Consider the following 21,590-nt stretch of genomic DNA (forward strand, 5'->3'; position numbering starts at 1 on the left):
CCACATCCACATCCGGGGGGACACACCGATGCCGAGCAGCGGCCGTCATGTCACCATGCTCACCGAAGGCACCTACCCGCATGTCCACGGCGGCGTCAGCACCTGGTGCGACCAACTCGTCCGCGGCATGCCCGAGGTCGACTTCCACGTCCTGGCACTGACCGGCAGCGGCCGTGAGCCCGTCACCTGGGAGCTGCCGCCCAACCTCTACCGGCACACCTCCTTCCCGCTGTGGGGCCCGGCCCGAGGGCGCGGCCGGCCCCTCATCGGGCGGGAGCGGCGCGCCTTCACCGACACCTACGAACGCTTCCTGCTGTCGATACTCGACCCGTCGGCCGGCTGCGACTTCGGCGAGAGCCTGTACGCCCTCGCCGGGCTCGCCCGGCGCGGCCGGCTCTCGGCGGCCCTGCGCTCCGAGTCCGTCCTGCGGTCCCTGATGTGGATATGGACCATGCCGCACCTGGAGACGGCAGCCGCCCGCCCCACCGTCCACGACGCGCTGACCGCCACCGACCTCCTCGAACACGCCCTGCGCCCGCTCGCCGCCCGCGTCCCCGGCGACAGCGTCGCCCACGCCGTCTCCAGCGGCCTGGCCACCCTCCCCGCCCTCGCCGCCCAGCACTTCGACGGCGTGCCGTTCCTCCTCACCGAACACGGCATCTACCTGCGCGAGCGCTACCTCGGCTACCGCAGCGCCGCCCAGCGCTGGCCCGTCAAAGCCCTGATGCTCGGCTTCTACCGGGAACTCAACGGCCTCGGCTACCGCAAGGCCGACCTCATCACCCCGTGCAACCAGTACAACCGGCGCTGGGAGGAGCGCGGCGGCGCCCCCTCCGACCGCATCCGCACCGTCTACAACGGCGTCGACCCGCACGCCTTCCCCCTCGCCGGACCCGAGCCCGCCGTGCCCACCCTCAGCTGGTGCGGCCGCGTCGACCCCATCAAGGACCTGGAGACCCTGGTCAGGGCGTACGCCATCGCGCGCGCGGAGGTCCCCGCCCTGCGCCTGCGGTTGTTCGGCCCCGTCCCGGCCGGCAACGAGGACTACCGGACGAAGCTGGAGAAGCTCGCCGCCGACCTCGGCGTCACCGACGGCATCGCCTACGAGGGCCGGGTCTCCGACGTGGCGAGCGCCTACGCCGCGGGCAGCCTGGTGATGCTCTCCTCCATCAGCGAGGGGTTCCCCTTCTCCCTCATCGAGGCCATGTCGTGCGGCCGGGCCACCGTCTCCACCGACGTCGGCGGCGTACGGGAGGCCGTCGGGGACACCGGCCTCGTGGTACCGCCCCGCGAACCCGCCGTGATGGCCGAGGCCGTGCTGACCCTGCTGCGCGACGACGAGCGGCGCGCCCTGCTGGGGCGGCGGGCCCGGCAGCGCGTCGTCGACCAGTTCACCCTGCGCCGCTCCGTCGACGGCTTCCGCCGCATCTACCTGGAGCTGGCCGGACACCCCGTACCGGAGCCGGCCGTCGAGGACACCCGCGACTGGACACTCCAGCTGCGCATCGCCGACCCCTGGCGCGAACCCGCCACCGACGACCTGGTCACCGAGGAGGCGGCCTGATGAGCGGCTCCCTGTGGCTGAAGGCGGAGTCGGCGGGGCTCGACACCCTGCCCGCGATACCGCGCCCCCGGCCCAGCTGGGCCGCCGCCGACCCCGTGGACGAGCTGGCCACCCGCCTGGAGGAGGTGGTGGCGGCCGCCGTCCACCCCGACGAGATAGCCGCCATCCTCGAGTCCGACGGCATGACGGACGACCACATAAGGCTCACCTACGGGCGGGAGAACTCCTTCGCCCTCGCCGAGGACCTCTACGCGCGCGTGGAGCGCCGCTACCCCGAACCCGACGGCCCGCCCGTCGACCCCTGGCACACCGGCCTCGGCGGCTGCCTCCTGCGCGGCCTGGTCTTCGCGCTGCCCGGCCTCGCCTACGTGCTCGGCGCCCCCCTGCTGACCGGAACCCCCGGCGCGCCCGGGCTCCCGGCCGGCACCGTCCCGCTGCTCGCCGGAGCCGTCACCGGCTGGGTGTGGAACCAGGCCCTGTCCCACCGCGCCTACTCCTGGCTCGGTCTCGGTGACCGCCGGGCCGCCGCGCGCACCCTGCTCCGCGGCGCCCCGGCCGGTGCCCTCATCGGCGCCCTGGTGGCCTTCGCCGCGGCGGCCGGCCCCGGGGAGTGGGGCGGCGCCGCGTTCGCGGCGGGCCAGGCGGTGTACCTGGGCGCGGCGACCGTGCTGCTGGTCCTCGACCGGGAGAAGGCGCTGCTGGGCGCGCTGGCGCCGCTGGTCGCCGGCACCCCCGCGGCCTTCTGGCTCGGGCTGCCCGACCCCGCGCGGGCGGCCCTGCTCGGCACCTCCCTGGCCCTGGCGGTCGGCCTCGCGGGGCGTGAGCTGCTGACCGGCCCGGCGGCACCGGCGGGCGCGCCGGGACGGGCCGGGACGAGCGGGCGGAGCCGGGAGGGGACCGGCGCGCCCCGGCTCGCCGCGTCCGTGCCCTACGGGCTGTTCGGGCTCGGCACGGGCGGGCTCGTCCTGTACGCCGCGATCGGCGACGTGGTGGCCGAGGGCGCCGGTGCCTCGGTGGCCGGGCCGACCGCGGTCGCGCTCACCCTGTCCATGGGGCCCGCCGAGTGGCTGTTGCACCGGTTCCGCAGCGAGAGCCTCGCCGGGCTGCGGGCCTCCACCAGCTCCCGCGCCTTCCGCCGCGCCACGGCCGCCACGCTGGCGCTGTGCCTGACCGTGTACCTGGCTGTGCTGCTGGCCCTCGCGGTGACCGGCACCCTGCTGTGGCCGGGTGCCCCCGACATCGGCGGGGTGCGGCTCGTGTCGCTGCTCCTGATCGGGACGGTGCTCTGGGCGGCGCTGCTGCTCCAGTCGTTCGGGGCGGTGCTCAGCGCGGCGGTGGTGTGCGGGGTGGCGGCCGGGGCGCAGACGGCGGCGCTGGCCACCGGGACGGGCGACCCGAGGCTGGTGGGCGCGGGGGTGGCCGGGGCGGCCGCCGCGGTGCTGGCCGTGCTGGGCGCCGTCCTGCTCGGGCGGGCGACCGCCCACCGTACGTAGACACACGGAGGAACCGCACGTGGACCTGTTGGTGCCCTACTACGAGCACCCCGCCGCCCGCCCCGCCGAATGGGACGCGCTCGTCGCCGCCGCGCCCCTGCTGTACGGGGTGGTGCTCAACCCGGCGAGCGGCGCGGGCCGGGCACCCGATCCCGCGTTCGTGACCGTCGCGGACCGGCTGCGCGCGGCGGGGGTGTGCGTCCTCGGCTACACGGACACCGACTACGGCCGCCGCCCGCACGCCGACGTCCTCACCGACCTGGTCCGCCACCGCGACTGGTACGGCGCGGACGGCGCGTTCCTCGACCAGGTGCCCACCGAGCCCGGGGCGGTCGAGCACTACCGGCGCCTCGGGGTGGCCGCCCGTGCGGCCGGCGCGGCCACCGTGGTCCTCAACCACGGGGCCCACCCCGACCCCGCGTACGCCGGACTGGCCGACCTGCTGGTGACGTTCGAGGGCCCCTGGGACACCTATCGCGACCTGGACCTGCCGGTCGCCGACCACTACTGCCACCTGGTCTACGGGGCCCCGGCGAGTGCACGCCTATCCACCCGCGTGAAGTGCGCGGTCCCCGGCACCGGGGCACATCCCTGGGGAACCCTTCCGTATCCCCTGGAGTGCCCGTGAACCGCCGCGTACCGCTCCTCCTCGCCGCCCTGGCGCTCCTGCTGGGCGGCTGCACCAGCACCTCCGACGACGAACCGGGCCCGCCTCGCGCCGGCCGCTGGCAGCCGGAACCGGGCCAGCAGTGGCAGTGGCAGCTCAGCGGTCGGCTGGACACCTCCGTGGACGTGCCGGTGTACGACATCGACGGCTTCGACCACCCGGCGACGACCGTCGACGACCTGCACCGGCGCGGCCGGAAGGTGATCTGCTACCTGTCCACCGGCGCCTGGGAGGACTGGCGGCCCGACGCCGGGAAGTTCCCCGCCGCGGTGCTCGGGCAGGGAAACGGCTGGGACGGCGAGCGGTGGCTCGACATCCGCCGCACCGACGTCCTCGAACCGCTGATGGCCGACCGCATCGACATGTGCCGGGACAAGGGCTTCGACGCGGTGGAACCCGACAACATGGACGGTTACGCCAACCGCACCGGGTTCCCCCTCACCGCGGCCGACCAGCTCCGCTACAACCGCCTCATCGCCCGCCTGGCGCACGAGAGGGGCCTCGCCGTGGGTCTCAAGAACGACCTGGACCAGATCCCGCAGCTGCTCGGCGACTTCGACTTCGCGGTCAACGAGCAGTGCGCGGAGTACGACGAGTGCCCCTCCCTCAGTCCGTTCGTCGAGGCGGGCAAGGCGGTCTTCCACGTGGAGTACGAACTCGGCACGCGGGAGTTCTGCCCGCTGGCGAAACGGCTGCGGTTGAGCTCGATGCTCAAGCGCTACGCGCTGGACGCCTGGCGCAAGCCCTGCTGACGGCGTCCGGGGGTCTCCGGGCGGCGGGCGCCGCTCAGGCGGGCGACACGTTCTCGGCCTGCGGGCCCTTGGGGCCCTGCGTCACGTCGAACTGGACCTTCTGCCCTTCCTGGAGCTCGCGGTACCCGGAGGCGTTGATGGCGGAGTAGTGGACGAACACGTCCGGTCCGCCGCCGTCCTGCTCGATGAAACCGAAACCCTTTTCCGGGTTGAACCACTTCACGGTGCCAGTAGCCATGCTGATCTATCTCCTTCTTTCCTGCTTCCGCCCGACTACCAGGGTTCGGCGCCCGTCAAACCCCGGTTCGGCGAAACGGGTGGAAGATCAGGACCACGAGCCGCCGAAGGTCAGCACGACGAGCGCCGCCGTGGCCGCCGTCTCCTCCACCGCGCCGAACACGTCGCCGGTCACCCCGCCGAACCGGCGCACACAGTGCCCCAGCAGCCCCTGCGCCGCCACCAGCGCCAGCACCGCCGCCCCGCCGTACCGCAGCGCGCCGTCCGGGCCGCCCAGCGCGCCGCCCGGCCCGGCCGCGGCCACCAGGACCAGCAGGGTCACCGCCGCCGCCGCGCGCGCCGGGACGGTGCCGGCCACCACCGCGCCCAGCCCCTCGGGCCGGGCCGCCGGGACGGCGGTGCGCGAGGCGAGGGTCAGCGCCAGGCGGGCGACCGTGCCGGTGACGGCGGCGCCCGCCATCCCGTGGGCCCAGCCCTGCCCGGCGTACAGCTCGTACAGGGCGGCGACCTGGGCGAGCAGCGCGAACAACAGCGTGATCACGCCGAACGGCCCGATGTCGGACTGCTTCATGATCCGCAGCGCGTCCTCGGCGGGCTTGCCGCTGCCCAGCCCGTCCGCGGTGTCCGCCAGCCCGTCCAGGTGCAGGCCCCGGGTCAGCACGGCGGGCACGGCGGCCGACGCGACCGCGGCCAGCAGCGGCCCCGCGCCCAGCAGCACGAGCCCCCCGCCGGCCGCCGCCGAGGCGAGGCCCACCACCAGACCGGCGAGCGGCGCCCACAGCATGCCGGCGCGGGCCGCGTCGCGGTCCCACCGGGTCACCCGTACGGGCAGCACGGTGAGGGTGCCGAAGGCGAAACGTATGCCGTCCACGCTCGTACGGGCGTGGTCACGGGTGCGGGAAGAGGTCACCGCGCGCAGGGTAGTCGGTAGGACGCCGGAAATCTGGAGCGGGTGGCATGGGGCACTGGTTCTACCGCAACATCGTCGAACCGGGGAAGCTCCCGCTGCTCGTCGCCCTCGGCTCCTTCGTGCTGACCTTCCTGATCACCCGCACCGTCACCCGGCTCATCCGCGCGGGCAAAGGCCCCTTCCGCAACGTCCGGCCGGGCGGGCTGCACATCCACCACGTGGTGCCGGGCGTAATCCTCACCCTGGTCGGTGGTTTCGGCGGGGTCGCGGTGGGACGGCACGAGGCCGGGGCCATCGTCTGCGCGGTGCTCCTGGGCGCGGGCGCGGGGCTGGTGCTCGACGAGTTCGCGCTGATCCTGCACCTCGACGACGTGTACTGGACCGAGCAGGGCCGCCAGAGCGTGGAGGTGGTGGTGCTGACCACCGCGCTGCTCCTGCTGGTCCTCGGCGGTTTCTCGCCGTTCGGCGTCGACGAGCTGAGCGCCCAGGAGCGCCAGGACCGCAGGAGCTTCATCCTCACCCTGGCGCTGAACTTCGCCTTCGTGCTCGTCGCGTTGTTCAAGGGCAAGTTCCGGATGGCGATCCTCGGCCTGTTCCTGTCGCCGGTCGCGGTCTTCGGGGCACTGCGGCTGGCCCGCCCCGGCTCGCTGTGGGCCCGCCGCTTCTACCGCAACCGGCCCAGGGCCCGCGCCCGGGCCCGGCTGCGGGCCTTCCACCACGACCGGCGCTGGGACGGGGCCAGGCGCCGCTTTCAGGACCTGATCGCCGGAGCTCCCGACCGCGTCCTGCCCTCGCGCCGCCCGCCGGACGACGACCCGCGCTGACACCAGGACCGCACCGCGCACACCACCAGCACCGCCGCGATCGCCGCCAGGTGTTCCTTGCCGGCCAGGTTGCACTTCACCAGCACCTCGACCGCCATCGCCAGGACCACCGCCGCGCCGGTGACCCACGCCCGGTGGTGCCAGCACACGTACACCGCCAGCCCCACGACCGCCGCCGACGGCCCGGTGTCCACCACCTGCGCGTCGGTCGCGGGAAGCCCCAGCCCCAGCGGCGCGCCGGGACCGAGGGCGATGCCCACGCGCGCGTACAGGGTCCCGGCCAGCGTCGCCGTGTACGCGATCAGCAGCGTGCGCGGCCGGCCCAGGCACGTCTCCGCGATGCCGAACACCAGCAGGATCTGCGCGAGCGCGCCCCACACCGGCAGGTCGAGCGCGGGGACGAAGAGCGACAGCGGCGTGCGCAGCAGCGCCTCCCACAGCGGGTCCTCGGCCCGCACCGAGCCGATGGCCTGGACCGGCCCGTACCCCCAGGGCCGGTTCTGCACCACCTGGAAGACGGAGGTCAGGCACACCGCGCCGAGCGTCATGGCGACCGCCCGCCACCTCCGCGTGACCAGCTCCGTCCGCACCGCCGCGTACAGCGGCCCCCACTCGCGGCGCGCGAACCGGCTCAACGGCGCCGGCCTTCCAGGTGCGGGCGGGCCCGCCCGGCCAGGCCGGGGGACGGGGGCAGACCTCCCCGCGGCCTGCGGCCGGGCCGCCGCGGGGCAGGTCGGAACGCTTCTCGCAGAGCATGGGTCACGGCTCCCGGGTCGGTCGGTACGTGGCGTCGGCGCGGTACGGCGACTCGGGACTCCGCGGGCCGGCCACCAGGGGAGAGGAAGCCCGGCGGGGGAGCGCCACAGTCGCGGCACGGGCCCGCCCCGGGCTTCGCGCCACGTTCGAAGACCGGCCCGCGCGGCGCGGAGTTGAGTGCCACCCGCGTGATCCGGATCTCTCCGGCACGCCGGAGGAGCTCGACGGCCGTGAACTCCGGGCGGTGCCCGGCGCCCCGGGCACAGCGCACGAACGGGGACCGAGGGACGGCGACGGCCCGGCGGGCGCCGCCCTCAGTCCTCGGCCGGCCGCTGCTCCGGGAGGTGCTCCTCCGGCAGCTTCTCCCCGGGCTCGCGCGCCTCGGGCGCGTTCTCCTCCGGCAGCCGCGTCTCCGGCAGGTCGGCCGCGAACGCCGCCGCGGCCCGGACGAGCGGGAGGGCCAGCAGCGCCCCGGTGCCCTCCCCGACGGTGACGCCGTGGTCGAGCAGCGGGTCGAGCGCCATCCGGTCCAGCGCCTTCGCCTGCGCCGGCTCACCGCTCGCGTGTCCGGCCAGCCACCAGTCCGGCGCCCGGAACGCCGCCCGCTGCGCCACCAGCGCGCACGCCGCCGACACCACGCCGTCCAGGATCACCGGCATCCGCCGCACCGCGCTCTGCAGGAGGAACCCGGTCGTGGCCGCCAGGTCCGCCCCGCCCACCGCCGCCAGCAGCTCCAGCTGGTCGCCCAGCACCGGCCGGGCACGGCGCAGCGCGTCGCGGATCGCCGCGCACTTGCGCATCCACGCCAGGTCGTCGATCCCGGCACCGCCCCGGCCGGTCACCACCGAGGCGTCCGTCCCGCACAGGGCGGCGATCAGCGTGGACGCGGGGGTCGTGCCGCCCACGCTGAGGTCCCCGAGCACGATCAGGTCGGTGCCCGAGTCGGCCTCCTCGTCGGCGATCGCCATGCCGAGGCGTACGGCCTGCTCGGCCTCCTCGGGCGTCAGGGCGTCCTCGACGTCGATACGGCCGCTGCCGCGCCGCACCCGGTGGCGCACCACGTCGGCGGGCAGCAGCTCCGGGTCGCAGTCCAGCCCGGCGTCGACGACCCGCACCGGGACGCCCGTCCGCCGTGCCAGCGCGGCCACCGGGCTCGCGCCGTCCAGCACGGCCCGCACCAGCTCGTGCGCACCGCCGGCGGGGCGGCCGGACACCCCCAGCTCGGCCACCCCGTGGTCGCCGGCGAACAGCACCACCCGCGGCTGCTCGACCGGCCGCACCGGGACGGCACCCTGGGCGGCCGACAGCCACTCGCCCAGCTCGTCGAGACGCCCGAGCACCCCGGGCGGCACGGCGAGACGCTGCCGGCGTTCCTCGGCGTCACGCCGCGTACCGCTGTCGGGGCGCTCGATCAGATCGGAGAAGTCGTCGAGATTCAGCCTGCTCATTCGCTGAACAGTACCGGTCACCCCCGCAGCGCGAGGGCCTGCCCGGCGACCACCAGGAGGACGTGCTCGCACTCGTCCGCGAACGCCGCGTTCAGCCGCCCGAGCTCGTCCCGGAACCGTCGGCTCCCGGCGTCCCCGGGCACGATCCCGGCCCCCACCTCGTTCGTCACCGCGACGACCGTACGGGCGGTGCCGCGCACCGCCGCGACCAGCTCCGCCACCCGCTCGCGCAGCTCCCGCTCACCGGTGGCGGCCCACGTCGCGTCGTCCCAGGCGCCCACCCGGTCCATCGCGTCGGTGAGCCACAGCGACAGGCAGTCGATCAGCAGCGGCGGCCCCTCCGCCCGCAGCAGCGGAGCCAGCTCGCACGTCTCCTCGGTGCGCCACGACCCGGGACGCCGGTCGCGGTGGGCGGTCACCCGGGCCGTCCACTCGGTGTCGCCCTCGCGCGTCCCGCCCGTGGCGACGTACACCACCTCGGGGAACGCCTCCAGACGCCGCTCGGCCTCCAGGGACTTGCCCGACCGCGCCCCGCCGGTCACCAGCGTGCGCCGGGGCACGTCCGGCACCGCGTGGTACTCGCCCACGACCAGCGTCGTCCCGTCCGGCACGGCCCGCGCCCCGGCGGCGGCCAGGCGCCGGTCCACCTCACGGGGCGAGGGCACGTCGTGGTCCAGGTGCGCCGCGACCACGTCCGTCGCGGGCCCCACCCCGCCGGCGGCCCGCAGCCGGGCCAGCCCGTCGGGACGGCCCACCACGTCGGCGACCACCAGGTCGTACGGCCGTTCCGGCCCGGTGACCCCGGCGGGGGCGCCGCCCGGCGGCAGGTACAGCAGGCGCAGACCCTCCGGCGACGTCACCTCGTACCCGGTGCCGGGGGAGTCCATGGGCACGGCCCGCACGCGGTGGCCGCTGATCAGCGTGAGCTCCCGCCCGTCCGGGACGCGCCCCGCGGCGGGCAGCCCCGGCGGGAGCTCCAGCGCCGGCCCGTCGTGCGGATGGGTGAGCAACACCTGCCGTACGCCGGTCAGCGAGTGTCCCGCGCGTGCGGCGGCCAGCGCGGCGCCGGGCGTCAGGTCGAGCAGCAGCGCCCCGTCCACGAGCAGCGCCGTGGCGGCGCGCGCCCGGCCCCCGCGGGCGGCGGCGCAGGCGGCGCAGGGGCAGTCCGGGCGGGGCAGGCCCTCGGGGGCGCCGGTTCCGAGCAGAGTCACTTCCACGGGACGATCCTCCCGCGTCCCCGCGCGGGGTGCGCGCCCGGCTACGCTGCGGGCAGGAAACCGATCATCTGGAGGTCCACATGGCATGGACGTGGCGGTTCGAGCGGTCCGACGGCACGGAGGTCCAGCCGGCGGTCGAGCCGGAGGAGTTCCCCACCCAGGGTGACGCGGAGTCGTGGGTCGGCGAGAACTGGAAGGACCTCAAGGACGGCGGTGCCGACCAGGTGGTCCTGTTCGAGGACGACACGAAGATCTACGGTCCGATGAGCCTCCACGCGGAAGAGGTCTGACCGACCCCGGGGCCGGCGGCCTCCCGGCCGCCGGCCGCACCGCACCGCCCGGCCGGACGGGCTCCGGGACCCGGAAGCCGGCCGGGGCGCAGGCCGCGGCCCGCCGGGGCGCGTCAGATCTCGCCCAGTGTGATCCGGGCCTTCGCCGAGCGGCCGCCGCGGGTGTACGTCACCGTCACCTTGTCGCCCGGCTTCGCCGAGGCCAGCGCCTCCAGCAGCGAGGTCATCGTCGTGATCACCTCGTCGTCCAGCCTGGTGATGATGTCCCCGGGCCGCAGCCCCGCGTCCGCCGCCGCGCCACCCGGTGCCACCTCGACGACGGCCACGCCGCCCGGCCGGTAGTCGTCGGTCAGGACGGTACGGCCGGTGATGTTCAGGGCCGCCCGGCCGGAGTCGGTCACCCGGCCCGTCCTGACGATCTGGTCGGCGACCGTCCGCACCATCGAGGCGGGGATCGCGAAGCCGATGCCGGGCGCCGCGCTTCCGCCCAGCTGCGGGTCGGCCGCCGCGAGTGTCGGGATGCCGATGACCTCGCTGTCCAGGTTGACCAGCGCGCCGCCGCTGTTGCCCGGGTTGATGGCCGCCGACGTCTGCACCATGTTGCCGATCGTCGCGCCCGTCCCGCCGCCCGACCGGCTCTCGCTGACGGTCCTCCCGGTCGCCGAGACGATGCCCTGGGTGACGCTGCCGGACAGGCCGAGCGGTGAGCCCATGGCGAGGACGATCTGCCCCACCTCGACCTTGGACGAGTCGCCGAACGTCGCCGGCTTCAGCCCCTCGGGGCGGCGGTCGAGCTTGATGACGGCGAGGTCCTGCTCCGGGTAGCTGGACACCAGCCTGGCGGTCAGGGACTCCTCGCCCGTCGCCACGGTGACCTTGAAGTTCTTCTCCCGGCCCACCACGTGGGCGTTGGTCACGATGTGCCCCTGCTCGTCGTAGACCACACCGGAGCCGAGACCCGTCCGGGCGTCGATCTGCACCACCGACGGCAGGACGTCCCTGATGGCGTTGCGGTAGTCGTCCTCCAGCCCGGCCGCCCGGGCGGCCTCCGGGGCCGCGGCGCGGGCCGTCGCCGCCCGGGGCTCCGCCACCGCCGCACCGGTCGTCGGCGGACCCGCCGAGCAGCCGCCCACCAGGGCGGCCACGCAGACCACGGAGGTCAGGGGCGCGAGCACACGAAGGGCATCCATGTCCGGAGTATCCCTTTTGCTCGCGCGGTACGGCGCTCCCTGCGCACCCGATCAGGGGTCACCCCCGGCGGGGCGGGTGTCAGCCCCGTACCCCGCACAGGTGCAGCAGCGCGGCCACCCTGCGGTACGGCTCGGTGCGGCCCGCCCGGTCCTCCGCCGCCAGCAGCCGCTCCAGCTCCTCCGCGGCGGGCAGCCCCTCCTCCATCGGCACGTTGTCGGTGAAGACCCGCACCCCGTACCAGGCCTGGAGCGGCGCCGCGATCCCGGCGAGCGTCGCCGTCAGCGTCTCCAGCCGGTCGGCCCGCACCGGCGGCCCCGGCCGCGACGGGGTCCCCTCCTCGGGGGAGCAGGCGTCGGACGCGAACGCCGCCAGCGCCCCCGACCAGTCCCCGGCCAGCCCCGGCCGCATGGCCAGCGCGTCGGCGTTCCGCACCAGCAGCGACAGCAGACCGCCGGGCGCGAGCATCCGGGCGAGCCCCGCCAGCATGGCGTCCGGCTCCTCCACGTACATCAGCACCCCGTGGCACAGCACCACGTCGAAGCTGCCCGGCAGGAAGTGCACCCCGGTCTCCCGGCCGTCCCCCTCGATCAGCCGGACCCGCTCCCGGATGCCGGCCGGCTCCGACGCCAGCGCCTCGCGGGCGGCCCCGAGCATCTCCGGGTCGGACTCCAGACCCGTGAGGGTGTGCCCGGCGCGCGCCAGGCGCAGGGCCTGTGCGCCCCGGCCCATGCCCACGTCGAGTATCCGCAGCCGCTGCCCCACCGGGTAGCGGGCGGCTATCTGCTCGTCCAGCTGGCGTGCGACGAGTTCCTGGCGGACCGCGTCGCGCAGTCCGCCGAGCCCGTCCAGCCAGTCACCCGATGCGCCTCCGAATCCGGAGACCAGGGTGCTCAGGGCCGCTCTCCGCGCTTGACCTGCGGCTTGGGCAGCCGCAGTCGGCGCAGCTGGAGCGTACGCATCAGGCCGTACGCGACGGCGCCGCGCTTGGGCTCGTTCGGGAAGCGGGTGTTCAGCTGCTTCTTCAGCCGCAGCCAGATGCCGACCGAGTCCACGACGATCAGGGCGATCACGGCGAGCCACAGCAGCAGCGAGATGTTCTTCAGCTGCGTGTTGGGCAGGCTGGACAGGATCAGGATCACGACCGCCATCGGCAGGAAGAACTCCGCGACGCAGAACCGCGAGTCCACGAAGTCGCGGACGAAACGGCGTACCGGTCCCTTGTCACGGGCCGGGAGGTAACGCTCGTCGCCGCTGGCGAGCGCCTGGCGCTGCTTCGCCAGGTCCGCGCGGCGGGCCTCGCGCTGGCGGCGCATGGCCTCCTTGCGGTCGGTCGGCACGGTCTGGGCACGACGACGCTGGGTCTGGGCCTCACTCCGCTTCGGGGTCGGGCGGCCCTTGGGGGCCTGCGGGTCGCGGGGCTGCTTGGAGAGGTCCGCCGTCACCTGGTCGGTGGGGGCCTTCTCATCCTTCGAACGGCTACGGAACACAAAGCCCAAGGGTACGGGGTGCGCCGCATGGACCCCACCCCCGCGGGGAACGATCCGGCAACGGCCCGCGTCCTCCCCCAGAGGACCGTCGGAGGGTTCCCTACTCCTCGCGCCGGATCCGGGCCGCTCGCAGTCGTCCTTGGGGAGGAGCGCATCCGCGCCCGAACAGTGCGGTAATGGATGTAGGGCCCGTACTGTGGGTTCTGTTGGAGTACTGGAGCCGAAGTCCGTCAGAAGGGGGCGCGCGAAGCCCATGAGCGGTGTCATGAAGCGTATGGGGATGATCTTCCGCGCGAAGGCAAACAAGGCCCTTGACCGGGCCGAGGATCCGCGCGAGACCCTCGATTACTCGTACCAGAAGCAGCTGGAGCTGCTGCAGAAGGTGCGCCGCGGCGTCGCCGACGTGGCGACCTCGCGCAAGCGCCTGGAGCTCCAGCTCAACCAGCTCCAGGGACAGTCCGCCAAGCTGGAGGACCAGGGCCGCAAGGCGCTCGCGCTGGGCCGCGAGGACCTGGCGCGCGAGGCGCTGTCCCGGCGGGCCGCGCTGCAGCAGCAGGTCTCGGACCTGGAGACGCAGCACCAGACCCTCCAGGGCGAGGAGGAGAAGCTGACGCTCGCCGCGCAGCGCCTCCAGGCCAAGGTCGACGCCTTCCGTACGAAGAAGGAGACCATCAAGGCCACGTACACCGCCGCGCAGGCGCAGACCCGCATCGCCGAGTCGTTCTCGGGCATCTCGGAGGAGATGAGCGACGTCGGCGTCGCCATCCAGCGCGCCGAGGACAAGACCGCGCAGCTCCAGGCGCGGGCGGGCGCGATCGACGAGCTGCTGGCGTCCGGGGCGCTGGACGACCAGTCGGGCCTGCAGAAGGACGACATCCAGGCCGAGCTGGACCGCCTGTCGGGCGGTACGGACGTCGAGCTGGAGCTCCAGCGGATGAAGGCCGAGCTGGCCGGCGGGACCACTCCGCAGCAGGCGCTGGAAGGCGGCACGGGCGCCCCGCAGGACCAGGCCCAGCAGCAGGCGCGGCCCCAGACCCGGTTCGACAAGAGCTAAGGACGGCGCGTCATGATCGTCAGGATCATGGGGGAGGGCCAGGTGAGGCTGGCGGACAGCCACTTCGCCGAGCTCAACAAGCTGGACGACGAGCTGCTCGCCGAGATGGAGGGCGGCGACGGCGAAGGCTTCCGCCGCACGCTCCACGCCCTGCTGGACACGGTGCGCCAGCTGGGCGAGCCCCTGCCGGACGACGCGCTCGAACCCTCCGAGCTGATCCTGCCGGCGCCTGACGCGACCCTCGAAGAGGTCCGCGCGATGCTCTCCGAGGACGGCCTGATCCCCGGCTGACCGCCCCCCGCCCCCGCGGACGGGCCACCCACTCCGACACCCCCGGGCCCCGCCCCCCGGACCACCCGGGAAGCGGGGCCCGGGCGTCTTCACCCGCACGGCGAGGCCGCCTCCACCCGCACCGGTGCCGCCGCCCCCGGCACCTGGACCGCCTCTGCCCGCACCGGGGCCGCGTCGCCGGGGGAGGCCGTACCGTCTTCTCCCGTGACCACCCTCGGAGAACGGTTCGCGCGCGGCCGGGGCTGGATGCGGGAGCATCCCCTCGCGTTCGACGCCGCCCTGGCCCTCGGCGTCCTCGTGTGCATGGTGGCCGGTTCGTTCGTCGACCGGCACGGCGGGCCGCACGGCGGGCCCGACTTCGGCGGGCGCACCCCCGGCGCCGGCAGCGTGCTGCTCATGCTGATCGGGGCCGCCGCCCTCGTGCCCCGGCGCCGCGGACCGCTGGGCGTCCTGCTGTTCACCGGCGTGGTCACGCTCGTCGAGCACATCGCCCAGGACCCGCCCGCCCCGGTCGCGATGAGCGCCGTGGTCGCCCTGTACACCGTCGCGTCGCGCACCGACCGCCCCACCACCTGGCGGGTCGGCCTGCTGACGATGACCTTCCTGACGGGCACCGCGATGCTGTGCGGCTCCGCGCCCTGGTACAGCCAGGAGAACCTGGGCGTCTTCGCGTGGACCGGCATGGCGGCGGCCGCCGGCGACGCCGTCCGCAGCCGCCGCGCCTTCGTCGACGCCATCCGGGAGCGCGCCGAACGCGCCGAGCGGACCCGCGAGGAGGAGGCCCGCCGCCGGGTCGCCGAGGAGCGGCTCCGCATCGCCCGCGACCTCCACGACGTCGTCGCCCACCACATCGCGCTGGTCAACGTCCAGGCCGGAGTGGCCGCCCACGTCATGGACAAGCGCCCGGACCAGGCCAAGGAGGCCCTGGCGCACGTCCGGGAGGCCAGCCGCTCCGCCCTCGACGAACTGCGCGCCACCGTCGGCCTGCTCCGCCAGTCCGGCGACCCCGAGGCGCCCACCGAACCGGCTCCCGGCCTTGCCGTCCTCGACGAGCTGCTGGACACCTTCCGGCACGCCGGCCTCCCGGTGGAACTGGCCCGCACCGACCGGGGCACCGAACTCCCGGCGGCCGTCGACCTCGCCGCGTACCGGATCATCCAGGAGGCGCTCACCAACGTGCGCAAGCACGCCGGTCCCGACGCCAGGGCCGAGGTGAGCGTCGTCCGGGTGGGCCGGACCGTCGAGGTGACCGTCCTCGACGACGGCGCGCCCACCGGACAGGCGGCCGACGGGGGCGGCCACGGCCTGCTCGGCATGCGCGAGCGCGTCAGCGCCCTCGGTGGCGCCCTCAGCGCGGGCCCCCGTTACGGGGGCGGTTTCCGGGTGCAGGCGATACTGCCCGTCACGGCACGGACAGGGGAGACCACATGACCATCAGGGTGCTGCTCGCCGACGACCAGGCACTGCTGCGCAGCGCGTTCCGGGTGCTCGTCGACTCCGAACCCGACATGGAGGTCGTGGGGGAGGCCGCCGACGGCGCCGAGGCCGTCGCACTCGCCCGCTCGCGGCGGGCCGACGTCGTGCTGATGGACATCCGCATGCCCGGTACGGACGGCCTCGCCGCCACCCGGATGATCAGCGAGGACCCGGACCTCGCCGGCGTACGCGTCGTCATGCTGACCACCTTCGAGGTGGACGAGTACGTGGTGCAGTCGCTGCGCGCCGGGGCCTCCGGCTTCCTCGGCAAGGGCGCGGAACCGGACGAACTGCTCAGCGCCATCCGGATCGCCGCCGCCGGCGAGGCGCTCCTGTCGCCCGCCGCCACCAAGGGCCTGATCGCCACGTTCCTCGCCCAGGGCGGGCGCGGGGACTCCGCCCCGGGCGACGGCCGGCCGTACGCGGAGCTGCTCGCCGCACTGACCGTACGGGAACGCGAGGTCCTCGTCCTGGTCGCCGGCGGGCACTCCAACGACGAGATCGCCGAGCGGCTGGAGGTCAGCCCGCTCACCATCAAGACCCACGTCAACCGGGCCATGGCGAAGCTCGGGGCCCGCGACCGCGCCCAGCTGGTCGTCACCGCGTACGAGTCGGGGTTGGTCCGTCCCAGGGTGGAGTGAGCGCGTACGCCCGTGTACTCCGTTCGGTGTATGCGGGGGATAAGCAAACGGGACCTGGGGGCGACGGAACCTCCTCCTCCATGGCTGATCGTATGAATACCGCCGATCCGCCACAGAAGAGAGACCCCATGTCCTGGCTGTCCAGATTCAGCCTCGCGCAACGGGCCCTGATAGGGCTGATGTCCATCGTGGCGATCGTCTTCGGGGCGATCGCCATTCCGCAGCTGAAGCAGCAACTGCTGCCCTCCATCGAACTCCCGATGGTGTCGGTCCTGGCCCCCTACCAGGGCGCGTCCCCCGACGTGGTCGAGAAGCAGGTCGTCGAACCGCTCGAGAGCAGCATCAAGGCGGTCGACGGCATCAAGGGCGTCACCTCCACCGCCAGCGAGGGCAACGCCCTGATCATGGCCACGTTCGACTACGGCGACGAGGGCACCAAGCAGCTCGTCGCCGACGTCCAGCAGGCCGTCAACCGCGCCCGCGCGCAGCTGCCGGACGAGGTGGACCCGCAGGTGGTCGCCGGTTCGACCGACGACATCCCGACCGTCGTCCTCGCGGTCACCTCCACCAGGGACCAGCAGGCGCTCGCCGACCAGCTGGAGCGGACCGTCGTCCCGGCGCTGGAGGACATCGACGGCGTCGGCCAGGTGTCGATCGACGGCGTCCAGGACCTCCAGGTCTCGGTCACGCCCGACGAGCGCCGGCTGGCCGCCGCGGGGCTGAACGCCATGACCCTCTCCGAGGCACTCCAGGCGGGCGGCGCGACCGTCCCGGCCGGCTCCTTCTCGGAGGCGGGCAAGAGCCGCACGGTCCAGGTCGGCGGCGGCTTCACCTCGCTGAAGCAGATCCAGGACCTGGTGATCAAGCCCGCGAAGGGCGACGCGGTACGCCTCGGCGACATCGCCACGGTGAAGCAGGAGGAGTCCCGGCGGGTCTCCCTGACCCGTACCAACGGCAGGCCGAGCCTCGCCGTCATGGCCACCATGGACAACGACGGCAGCGCCGTCGCCATCTCCGAGGCCGTCAGGGACAAGCTGCCCGGGCTCCGCGAGGACCTGGGGGCGGGCGCCGAGCTGACGGTCGTCTCCGACCAGGGCCCGGCGGTCTCCAAGTCGATCTCCGGGCTGACCACCGAGGGCGCGCTGGGCCTCCTCTTCGCCGTCCTCGTCATCCTGGTCTTCCTGGCCTCCCTGCGCTCCACCCTGGTCACCGCGGTCTCCATCCCGCTCTCCGTGGTCCTCGCCCTGATCGTCCTGTGGACGCGCGACCTGTCGCTCAACATGCTCACCCTGGGCGCGCTGACCATCGCGATCGGCCGGGTCGTCGACGACTCGATCGTGGTCCTGGAGAACATCAAGCGGCACCTCGGCTATGGCGAGGAGCGCCGGAGCGCCATCCTCACGGCGGTCCGCGAGGTGGCCGGCGCGGTCACCTCCTCCACGCTCACCACGGTCGCGGTGTTCCTCCCGATCGGGCTGGTCGGCGGCATGGTGGGCGAGCTGTTCGGCTCGTTCTCCCTCACCGTCACCGCCGCCCTGCTGGCCTCGCTGCTGGTGTCGCTGACCGTCGTGCCGGTGCTGTCGTACTGGTTCCTGCGCGCCCCGAAGGGCACCTCCACCGACCCGGAGGAGGCGCGCCGGGCGGCGGAGGAGAAGGAGAACCGCAGCGTCCTCCAGCGGATCTACGTCCCGGTGCTGCGCTTCGCGACGCGCCGCCGCGTCACCAGCGTCGTCATCGCGTTCGTCGTCCTCATCGGCACGTTCGGCATGGCGCCGCTGCTGAAGACCAACTTCTTCGACCAGGGCGAGCAGGAGGTCCTGTCCATCAAGCAGGAGCTGCCGGCCGGCACCAGCCTGGAGGCGGCGGACGCCGCGGCGAGGAAGGTCGAGAAGGTCCTCGGCTCGGTCGACGAGGTCAAGGACTACCAGGTCACCGCCGGCTCGTCCGGCTTCATGGCGGCCTTCGGCGGCGGCACCGGCGCCAACCAGGCCTCGTACCAGGTGACGCTCACCGACTCGTCGGCGTACGAGAAGGCCCGCGACCGCATCGACGCCGGGCTGGCGAAGCTCGACGGCATCGGCGACACCACGATCGCCGCGGGCGACGGCTTCGGCAACCAGGACCTGAGCGTCGTGGTGAAGGCGGCGGACGCCGCCACGCTGAAGAAGGCCGCCGGGCAGGTGCGTGACGAGGTCGCCGGACTGAAGGACGTCACCGACGTCCAGAGCGACCTGTCGCAGTCCGTCCCGCGCGTCTCGGTCAAGGCCAACGCCAAGGCGGCCGCGGCCGGGTTCACCGACGCCTCGCTCGGTATGGCCGTCGCCCAGGCGGTACGCGGCACCCCGGCCGGCAAGGCGATCCTGGACGACACCGAGCGCGACGTCGTCATCACCTCCGCCACCCCGGCGAAGACGCTGGCCCAGCTCCAGCGGCTGCCGCTCGGCCCGGTGAAGCTCGGTGACGTCGCCGAGGTGAAGCTGGTGCCCGGCCCGGTGTCGATGACCCGGATCGACGGCTCGCGCGCCGCGACCATCACGGCGAAGCCGACCGGTGACAACACCGGCGCGGTCAGCGCCGACCTCCAGTCGAGGATCGACGCGCTGGACCTCCCCGACGGCGCCACCGCGTCCATCGGCGGTGTCTCGGAGGACCAGGAGGAGGCGTTCGCCAACCTGGGCCTGGCCATGCTGGCGGCCATCGCGATCGTGTTCATGCTGCTGGTCGCGACCTTCAAGTCGCTGGTGCAGCCGCTGATCCTGCTGGTCTCCATCCCGTTCGCGGCCACCGGCGCCATCGGCCTGCTGGTCGCCACGGGCACGGCGATGGGCGTCCCGGCGATGATCGGCATGCTGATGCTGATCGGCATCGTGGTCACCAACGCGATCGTGCTGATCGACCTGATCAACCAGTACCGGGCGCAGGGCCTCGGGGTCGTCGAGTCGGTCATCGAGGGCGGTCGCCACCGCCTCCGTCCGATCCTCATGACCGCCCTGGCGACGATCTTCGCGCTGCTGCCCATGGCCCTGGGCGTCACCGGCGAGGGCGGCTTCATCGCACAGCCGCTCGCGGTCGTGGTGATCGGCGGTCTGGTGACCTCCACGCTGCTCACCCTGCTGCTGGTCCCGACGCTGTACGCGATGGTCGAGCTCCGCAAGGAGCGCCGCCGCGCCAAGCGCGAGGCCAGGCGGGCGGCCAAGCGGCCCCCGGCCGCGGACCGGACCCCGGCCCCGGCCAACGCCTAGCAGCCGGCAGGGCCGCCCGGACCCACCGGACCCGGCCACCGGCACCAAAAAGGGGCGCCCCGCGACCAGCGGGGCGCCCCTCGGCGTCGGTGGACGTCACCGTGGCGGACGGCCACGGCGACCGCTCCCGCTACGGCAGCGCCAGCATCCGCTCCAGGGCCAGCTTGGCGAAGCTCTCGGTCTCACGGTCGACCTGGATCCGGTTGACCAGGTTCCCCTCGGCCAGCGACTCCAGCGTCCACACCAGGTGCGGCAGATCGATCCGGTTCATGGTGGAGCAGAAGCAGACCGTCTTGTCGAGGAAGACGATCTCCTTGCCCTCGTCGGCGAAACGGTTCGCCAGCCGCCGGACGAGGTTCAGCTCCGTGCCGATCGCCCACTTCGAGCCGGCCGGGGCCGCCTCCAGGGTCTTGATGATGTACTCGGTCGAGCCGACGTAGTCGGCCGCCGCCACGACCTCGTGCCGGCACTCGGGGTGCACCAGCACGTTCACGCCCGGGATGCGCTCCCGCACGTCGTTCACCGAGTCGAGCGAGAAGCGCCCGTGCACGGAGCAGTGACCGCGCCACAGGATCATCTTCGCGTCCCGCAGTTCCTGCGCCGTCAGCCCGCCGTTCGGCTTGTGCGGGTTGTAGAGGACGCAGTCGTCCAGGGACATGCCCATGTCGCGGACGGCGGTGTTGCGGCCCAGGTGCTGGTCCGGCAGGAACAGCACCTTCTCGCCCTGCTCGAAGGCCCAGTCCAGCGCCCGCCGGGCGTTGGAGGAGGTGCAGATCGTGCCCCCGTGCTTCCCGGTGAAGGCCTTGATGTCGGCGGAGGAGTTCATGTACGAGACCGGGACGGTCGCGTCCGCGACGCCCGCCTCCGTCAGCACGTCCCAGCACTCCGCGACCTGCTCGGCCGTCGCCATGTCGGCCATCGAGCACCCGGCCGCCAGGTCGGGCAGGACGACCTTCTGGTCGTCGGTCGTGAGGATGTCGGCCGACTCGGCCATGAAGTGCACGCCGCAGAAGACGATGTACTCGGCCTCCGGCCGCGCCGCCGCGTCACGGGCGAGCTTGAAGGAGTCGCCGGTGACGTCCGCGAACTGGATGACCTCGTCGCGCTGGTAGTGGTGCCCCAGGACGAAGACCTTGCTCCCCAGCTTCTCCTTGGCCGCGCGGGCGCGCTCGACCAGGCCGGGGTCGGAGGGGGACGGGAGGTCACCGGGACACTCGACTCCCCGCTCGCTCCGGGGGTCGGCCTCGCGGCCGAGCAGCAGCAGGGCGAGGGGCGACGGCTGGACGTCCAGGGGCTGGGCGGTGGTCACGTCACGCACCCTTTCTTTTCTGCGGAGAGCCTTTTCGTCTAAATGACGCTATCTATCATAACCGCTTCACGTCACTTTGACGATGTCCATAGTGTCGATGTGACACATCCCCTCTCCACAGGCCGGTGCTTGCCCGGATCGCGGTGTGCGAGCATGAAAGGGAAAGACAAGCGCTGTGCCCGGAATGAATCCGCGGCCCCGCCGGTTGCTACCGGTCGGCAAGCAGTCTCCGTACAACCCGGGAGAGAAGCAGATGTCCGTATCGGACGAGAAGACCACTGTCAGCGACGGCATCCTCCTGTCGGACGCCGCCGCGGCCAAGGTCAAGGCCCTGCTCGACCAGGAAGGCCGCGACGACCTGGCACTGCGCGTCGCCGTTCAGCCCGGTGGCTGCTCCGGCCTGCGTTACCAGCTCTTCTTCGACGAGCGCTCGCTCGACGGCGACGTCGTCAAGGACTTCAACGGCGTCAAGGTCGTCACCGACCGCATGAGCGCCCCGTACCTGGGCGGCGCCTCCATCGACTTCGTCGACACGATCGAGAAGCAGGGCTTCACCATCGACAACCCCAACGCCACCGGCTCCTGCGCCTGCGGCGACTCCTTCAGCTAGAGCGCGAGGCGGCCGGGCGGGCCCCGGCCCGCGCGGCCGACGGACAAGGGCGGCGGCCCCGGACCTTCCCCGGGGCCGCCGCCCTTTTTCCGTTCCGCCGTTCCCCCGTTCCGCGGTCCCGCCGCGCCCGC

General features: G+C 73.7%; 21 protein-coding genes. 12 read left to right on the top strand and 9 right to left on the bottom strand.

What is annotated here, in order from left to right; translation table 11 throughout:
• Positions 1-28 precede the first annotated feature (28 nt).
• The 4 genes from pelF to IE109_RS00955 are packed head-to-tail and all read left to right on the top strand — an operon-like array spanning position 29 to position 4,476.
• The gene (pelF, locus tag IE109_RS00940; RefSeq protein WP_189548459.1) at positions 29-1,564 is read left to right on the top strand and encodes a GT4 family glycosyltransferase PelF; all 1,536 of its coding nucleotides are present in this window, start codon (positions 29-31) and stop codon (positions 1,562-1,564) included.
• Positions 1,564-3,057 carry a hypothetical protein gene (locus tag IE109_RS00945; RefSeq protein WP_189548460.1) on the top strand — a complete coding sequence of 498 codons (1,494 nt, stop codon included), beginning with the start codon at positions 1,564-1,566 and terminating at the stop codon, positions 3,055-3,057. The genes pelF and IE109_RS00945 overlap by 1 nt, the downstream gene beginning before the upstream one ends.
• Before the next feature lie 19 nt (positions 3,058-3,076).
• Positions 3,077-3,685, top strand: a complete 609-nt coding sequence (locus IE109_RS00950) for a spherulation-specific family 4 protein (RefSeq protein ID WP_189548461.1) — start codon at positions 3,077-3,079, stop codon at positions 3,683-3,685.
• Positions 3,682-4,476: an endo alpha-1,4 polygalactosaminidase gene (locus IE109_RS00955; RefSeq protein ID WP_189548462.1), complete on the top strand. Its 795-nt coding sequence runs from the start codon at positions 3,682-3,684 to the stop codon at positions 4,474-4,476. Before IE109_RS00950 ends, IE109_RS00955 begins: the two co-directional genes overlap by 4 nt.
• Positions 4,477-4,510: 34 nt before the next feature.
• Here the strand turns inward: IE109_RS00955 and IE109_RS00960 are convergent, their stop codons facing one another.
• The gene (locus tag IE109_RS00960; protein WP_126882941.1) at positions 4,511-4,714 is read right to left on the bottom strand and encodes a cold-shock protein; all 204 of its coding nucleotides are present in this window, start codon (positions 4,712-4,714) and stop codon (positions 4,511-4,513) included.
• A gap of 87 nt (positions 4,715-4,801) precedes the next feature.
• Positions 4,802-5,632, bottom strand: a complete 831-nt coding sequence (locus IE109_RS00965; protein ID WP_229890480.1) for an adenosylcobinamide-GDP ribazoletransferase — start codon at positions 5,630-5,632, stop codon at positions 4,802-4,804.
• Positions 5,633-5,670: 38 nt separating this feature from the next.
• Here IE109_RS00965 and IE109_RS00970 point away from each other — a divergent pair, with 38 nt between their 5' ends.
• Positions 5,671-6,447 carry a hypothetical protein gene (locus IE109_RS00970; RefSeq protein WP_189548463.1) on the top strand — a complete coding sequence of 259 codons (777 nt, stop codon included), beginning with the start codon at positions 5,671-5,673 and terminating at the stop codon, positions 6,445-6,447.
• Here the strand turns inward: IE109_RS00970 and IE109_RS00975 are convergent.
• From IE109_RS00975 to IE109_RS00985, 3 genes are all read right to left on the bottom strand, one after another.
• The gene (locus IE109_RS00975; protein ID WP_189548464.1) at positions 6,375-7,082 is read right to left on the bottom strand and encodes a hypothetical protein; all 708 of its coding nucleotides are present in this window, start codon (positions 7,080-7,082) and stop codon (positions 6,375-6,377) included. The two genes, IE109_RS00970 and IE109_RS00975, sit on opposite strands and share 73 nt — an antisense overlap.
• Before the next feature lie 435 nt (positions 7,083-7,517).
• Positions 7,518-8,651: a nicotinate-nucleotide--dimethylbenzimidazole phosphoribosyltransferase gene (gene cobT, locus IE109_RS00980; protein ID WP_189548465.1), complete on the bottom strand. Its 1,134-nt coding sequence runs from the start codon at positions 8,649-8,651 to the stop codon at positions 7,518-7,520.
• 17 nt (positions 8,652-8,668) lie between these two features.
• Complete coding sequence (locus IE109_RS00985; protein WP_189548466.1) at positions 8,669-9,868, bottom strand: bifunctional adenosylcobinamide kinase/adenosylcobinamide-phosphate guanylyltransferase; 1,200 nt, start codon at positions 9,866-9,868, stop codon at positions 8,669-8,671.
• An 80-nt stretch (positions 9,869-9,948) separates the two neighbouring features.
• Here IE109_RS00985 and IE109_RS00990 point away from each other — a divergent pair, with 80 nt between their 5' ends.
• Positions 9,949-10,158 (top strand): hypothetical protein, encoded by a 210-nt coding sequence (locus IE109_RS00990; RefSeq protein WP_189548467.1) that lies wholly within the window; start codon positions 9,949-9,951, stop codon positions 10,156-10,158.
• Between the two features lie 113 nt (positions 10,159-10,271).
• On the opposite strand, the gene IE109_RS00995 is transcribed toward IE109_RS00990, so the two are convergent.
• From IE109_RS00995 to IE109_RS01005, 3 genes are all read right to left on the bottom strand, one after another.
• On the bottom strand, positions 10,272-11,348 hold the full coding sequence (locus IE109_RS00995) for a S1C family serine protease (RefSeq protein ID WP_189548468.1): 1,077 nt from the start codon (positions 11,346-11,348) through the stop codon (positions 10,272-10,274).
• A 79-nt stretch (positions 11,349-11,427) separates the two neighbouring features.
• Entirely contained in the window at positions 11,428-12,180 is a 753-nt protein-coding gene (locus IE109_RS01000; protein ID WP_189548821.1) for a class I SAM-dependent methyltransferase, read from the bottom strand.
• Between the two features lie 59 nt (positions 12,181-12,239).
• Positions 12,240-12,836, bottom strand: a complete 597-nt coding sequence (locus IE109_RS01005) for a DUF3043 domain-containing protein (RefSeq protein ID WP_189548469.1) — start codon at positions 12,834-12,836, stop codon at positions 12,240-12,242.
• Positions 12,837-13,089: 253 nt separating this feature from the next.
• On the opposite strand from IE109_RS01005, the gene IE109_RS01010 reads away from it, so the two are divergent.
• From IE109_RS01010 to IE109_RS01030, 5 genes are all read left to right on the top strand, one after another.
• Positions 13,090-13,890, top strand: coding sequence for a PspA/IM30 family protein (locus IE109_RS01010; RefSeq protein WP_189548470.1), 801 nt, complete (start codon positions 13,090-13,092; stop codon positions 13,888-13,890).
• 12 nt (positions 13,891-13,902) lie between these two features.
• Positions 13,903-14,181, top strand: coding sequence for a PspA-associated protein PspAA (gene pspAA, locus IE109_RS01015; protein WP_189548471.1), 279 nt, complete (start codon positions 13,903-13,905; stop codon positions 14,179-14,181).
• Between the two features lie 204 nt (positions 14,182-14,385).
• Positions 14,386-15,612: a sensor histidine kinase gene (locus IE109_RS01020; protein ID WP_229890418.1), complete on the top strand. Its 1,227-nt coding sequence runs from the start codon at positions 14,386-14,388 to the stop codon at positions 15,610-15,612.
• Positions 15,609-16,298 (top strand): response regulator, encoded by a 690-nt coding sequence (locus IE109_RS01025; protein ID WP_189548472.1) that lies wholly within the window; start codon positions 15,609-15,611, stop codon positions 16,296-16,298. The genes IE109_RS01020 and IE109_RS01025 overlap by 4 nt, the downstream gene beginning before the upstream one ends.
• A 128-nt stretch (positions 16,299-16,426) precedes the next feature.
• Positions 16,427-19,540 carry an efflux RND transporter permease subunit gene (locus IE109_RS01030; protein WP_189548473.1) on the top strand — a complete coding sequence of 1,038 codons (3,114 nt, stop codon included), beginning with the start codon at positions 16,427-16,429 and terminating at the stop codon, positions 19,538-19,540.
• A 130-nt stretch (positions 19,541-19,670) separates the two neighbouring features.
• Here IE109_RS01030 and nadA read toward each other — a convergent pair whose 3' ends face one another.
• Positions 19,671-20,858, bottom strand: a complete 1,188-nt coding sequence (gene nadA / locus IE109_RS01035) for a quinolinate synthase NadA (RefSeq protein ID WP_189548474.1) — start codon at positions 20,856-20,858, stop codon at positions 19,671-19,673.
• A gap of 244 nt (positions 20,859-21,102) precedes the next feature.
• On the opposite strand from nadA, the gene erpA reads away from it, so the two are divergent.
• Positions 21,103-21,459, top strand: a complete 357-nt coding sequence (erpA, locus tag IE109_RS01040) for an iron-sulfur cluster insertion protein ErpA (protein ID WP_064071056.1) — start codon at positions 21,103-21,105, stop codon at positions 21,457-21,459.
• Positions 21,460-21,590: the final 131 nt, after the last annotated feature.

The organism is Streptomyces lavendofoliae (genome assembly GCF_014649735.1).
In the GTDB taxonomy this organism is placed as follows: domain Bacteria; phylum Actinomycetota; class Actinomycetes; order Streptomycetales; family Streptomycetaceae; genus Streptomyces; species Streptomyces lavendofoliae.

Excerpts from the sequence above, each read along its gene's own strand:
- cobT (WP_189548465.1), bottom strand. The coding sequence starts at position 8,651 with ATGAGCAGGCTGAATCTCGACGACTTCTCCGATCTGATCGAGCGCCCC.
- erpA (WP_064071056.1), top strand. The coding sequence starts at position 21,103 with ATGTCCGTATCGGACGAGAAGACCACTGTCAGCGACGGCATCCTCCTG.
- IE109_RS01025 (WP_189548472.1), top strand. The coding sequence starts at position 15,609 with ATGACCATCAGGGTGCTGCTCGCCGACGACCAGGCACTGCTGCGCAGC.
- IE109_RS00995 (WP_189548468.1), bottom strand. The coding sequence starts at position 11,348 with ATGGATGCCCTTCGTGTGCTCGCGCCCCTGACCTCCGTGGTCTGCGTG.
- IE109_RS00960 (WP_126882941.1), bottom strand. The coding sequence starts at position 4,714 with ATGGCTACTGGCACCGTGAAGTGGTTCAACCCGGAAAAGGGTTTCGGT.
- IE109_RS00945 (WP_189548460.1), top strand. The coding sequence starts at position 1,564 with ATGAGCGGCTCCCTGTGGCTGAAGGCGGAGTCGGCGGGGCTCGACACC.
- pspAA (WP_189548471.1), top strand. The coding sequence starts at position 13,903 with ATGATCGTCAGGATCATGGGGGAGGGCCAGGTGAGGCTGGCGGACAGC.
- IE109_RS01010 (WP_189548470.1), top strand. The coding sequence starts at position 13,090 with ATGAGCGGTGTCATGAAGCGTATGGGGATGATCTTCCGCGCGAAGGCA.
- IE109_RS00990 (WP_189548467.1), top strand. The coding sequence starts at position 9,949 with ATGGCATGGACGTGGCGGTTCGAGCGGTCCGACGGCACGGAGGTCCAG.
- IE109_RS00970 (WP_189548463.1), top strand. The coding sequence starts at position 5,671 with ATGGGGCACTGGTTCTACCGCAACATCGTCGAACCGGGGAAGCTCCCG.
- IE109_RS01030 (WP_189548473.1), top strand. The coding sequence starts at position 16,427 with ATGTCCTGGCTGTCCAGATTCAGCCTCGCGCAACGGGCCCTGATAGGG.
- pelF (WP_189548459.1), top strand. The coding sequence starts at position 29 with ATGCCGAGCAGCGGCCGTCATGTCACCATGCTCACCGAAGGCACCTAC.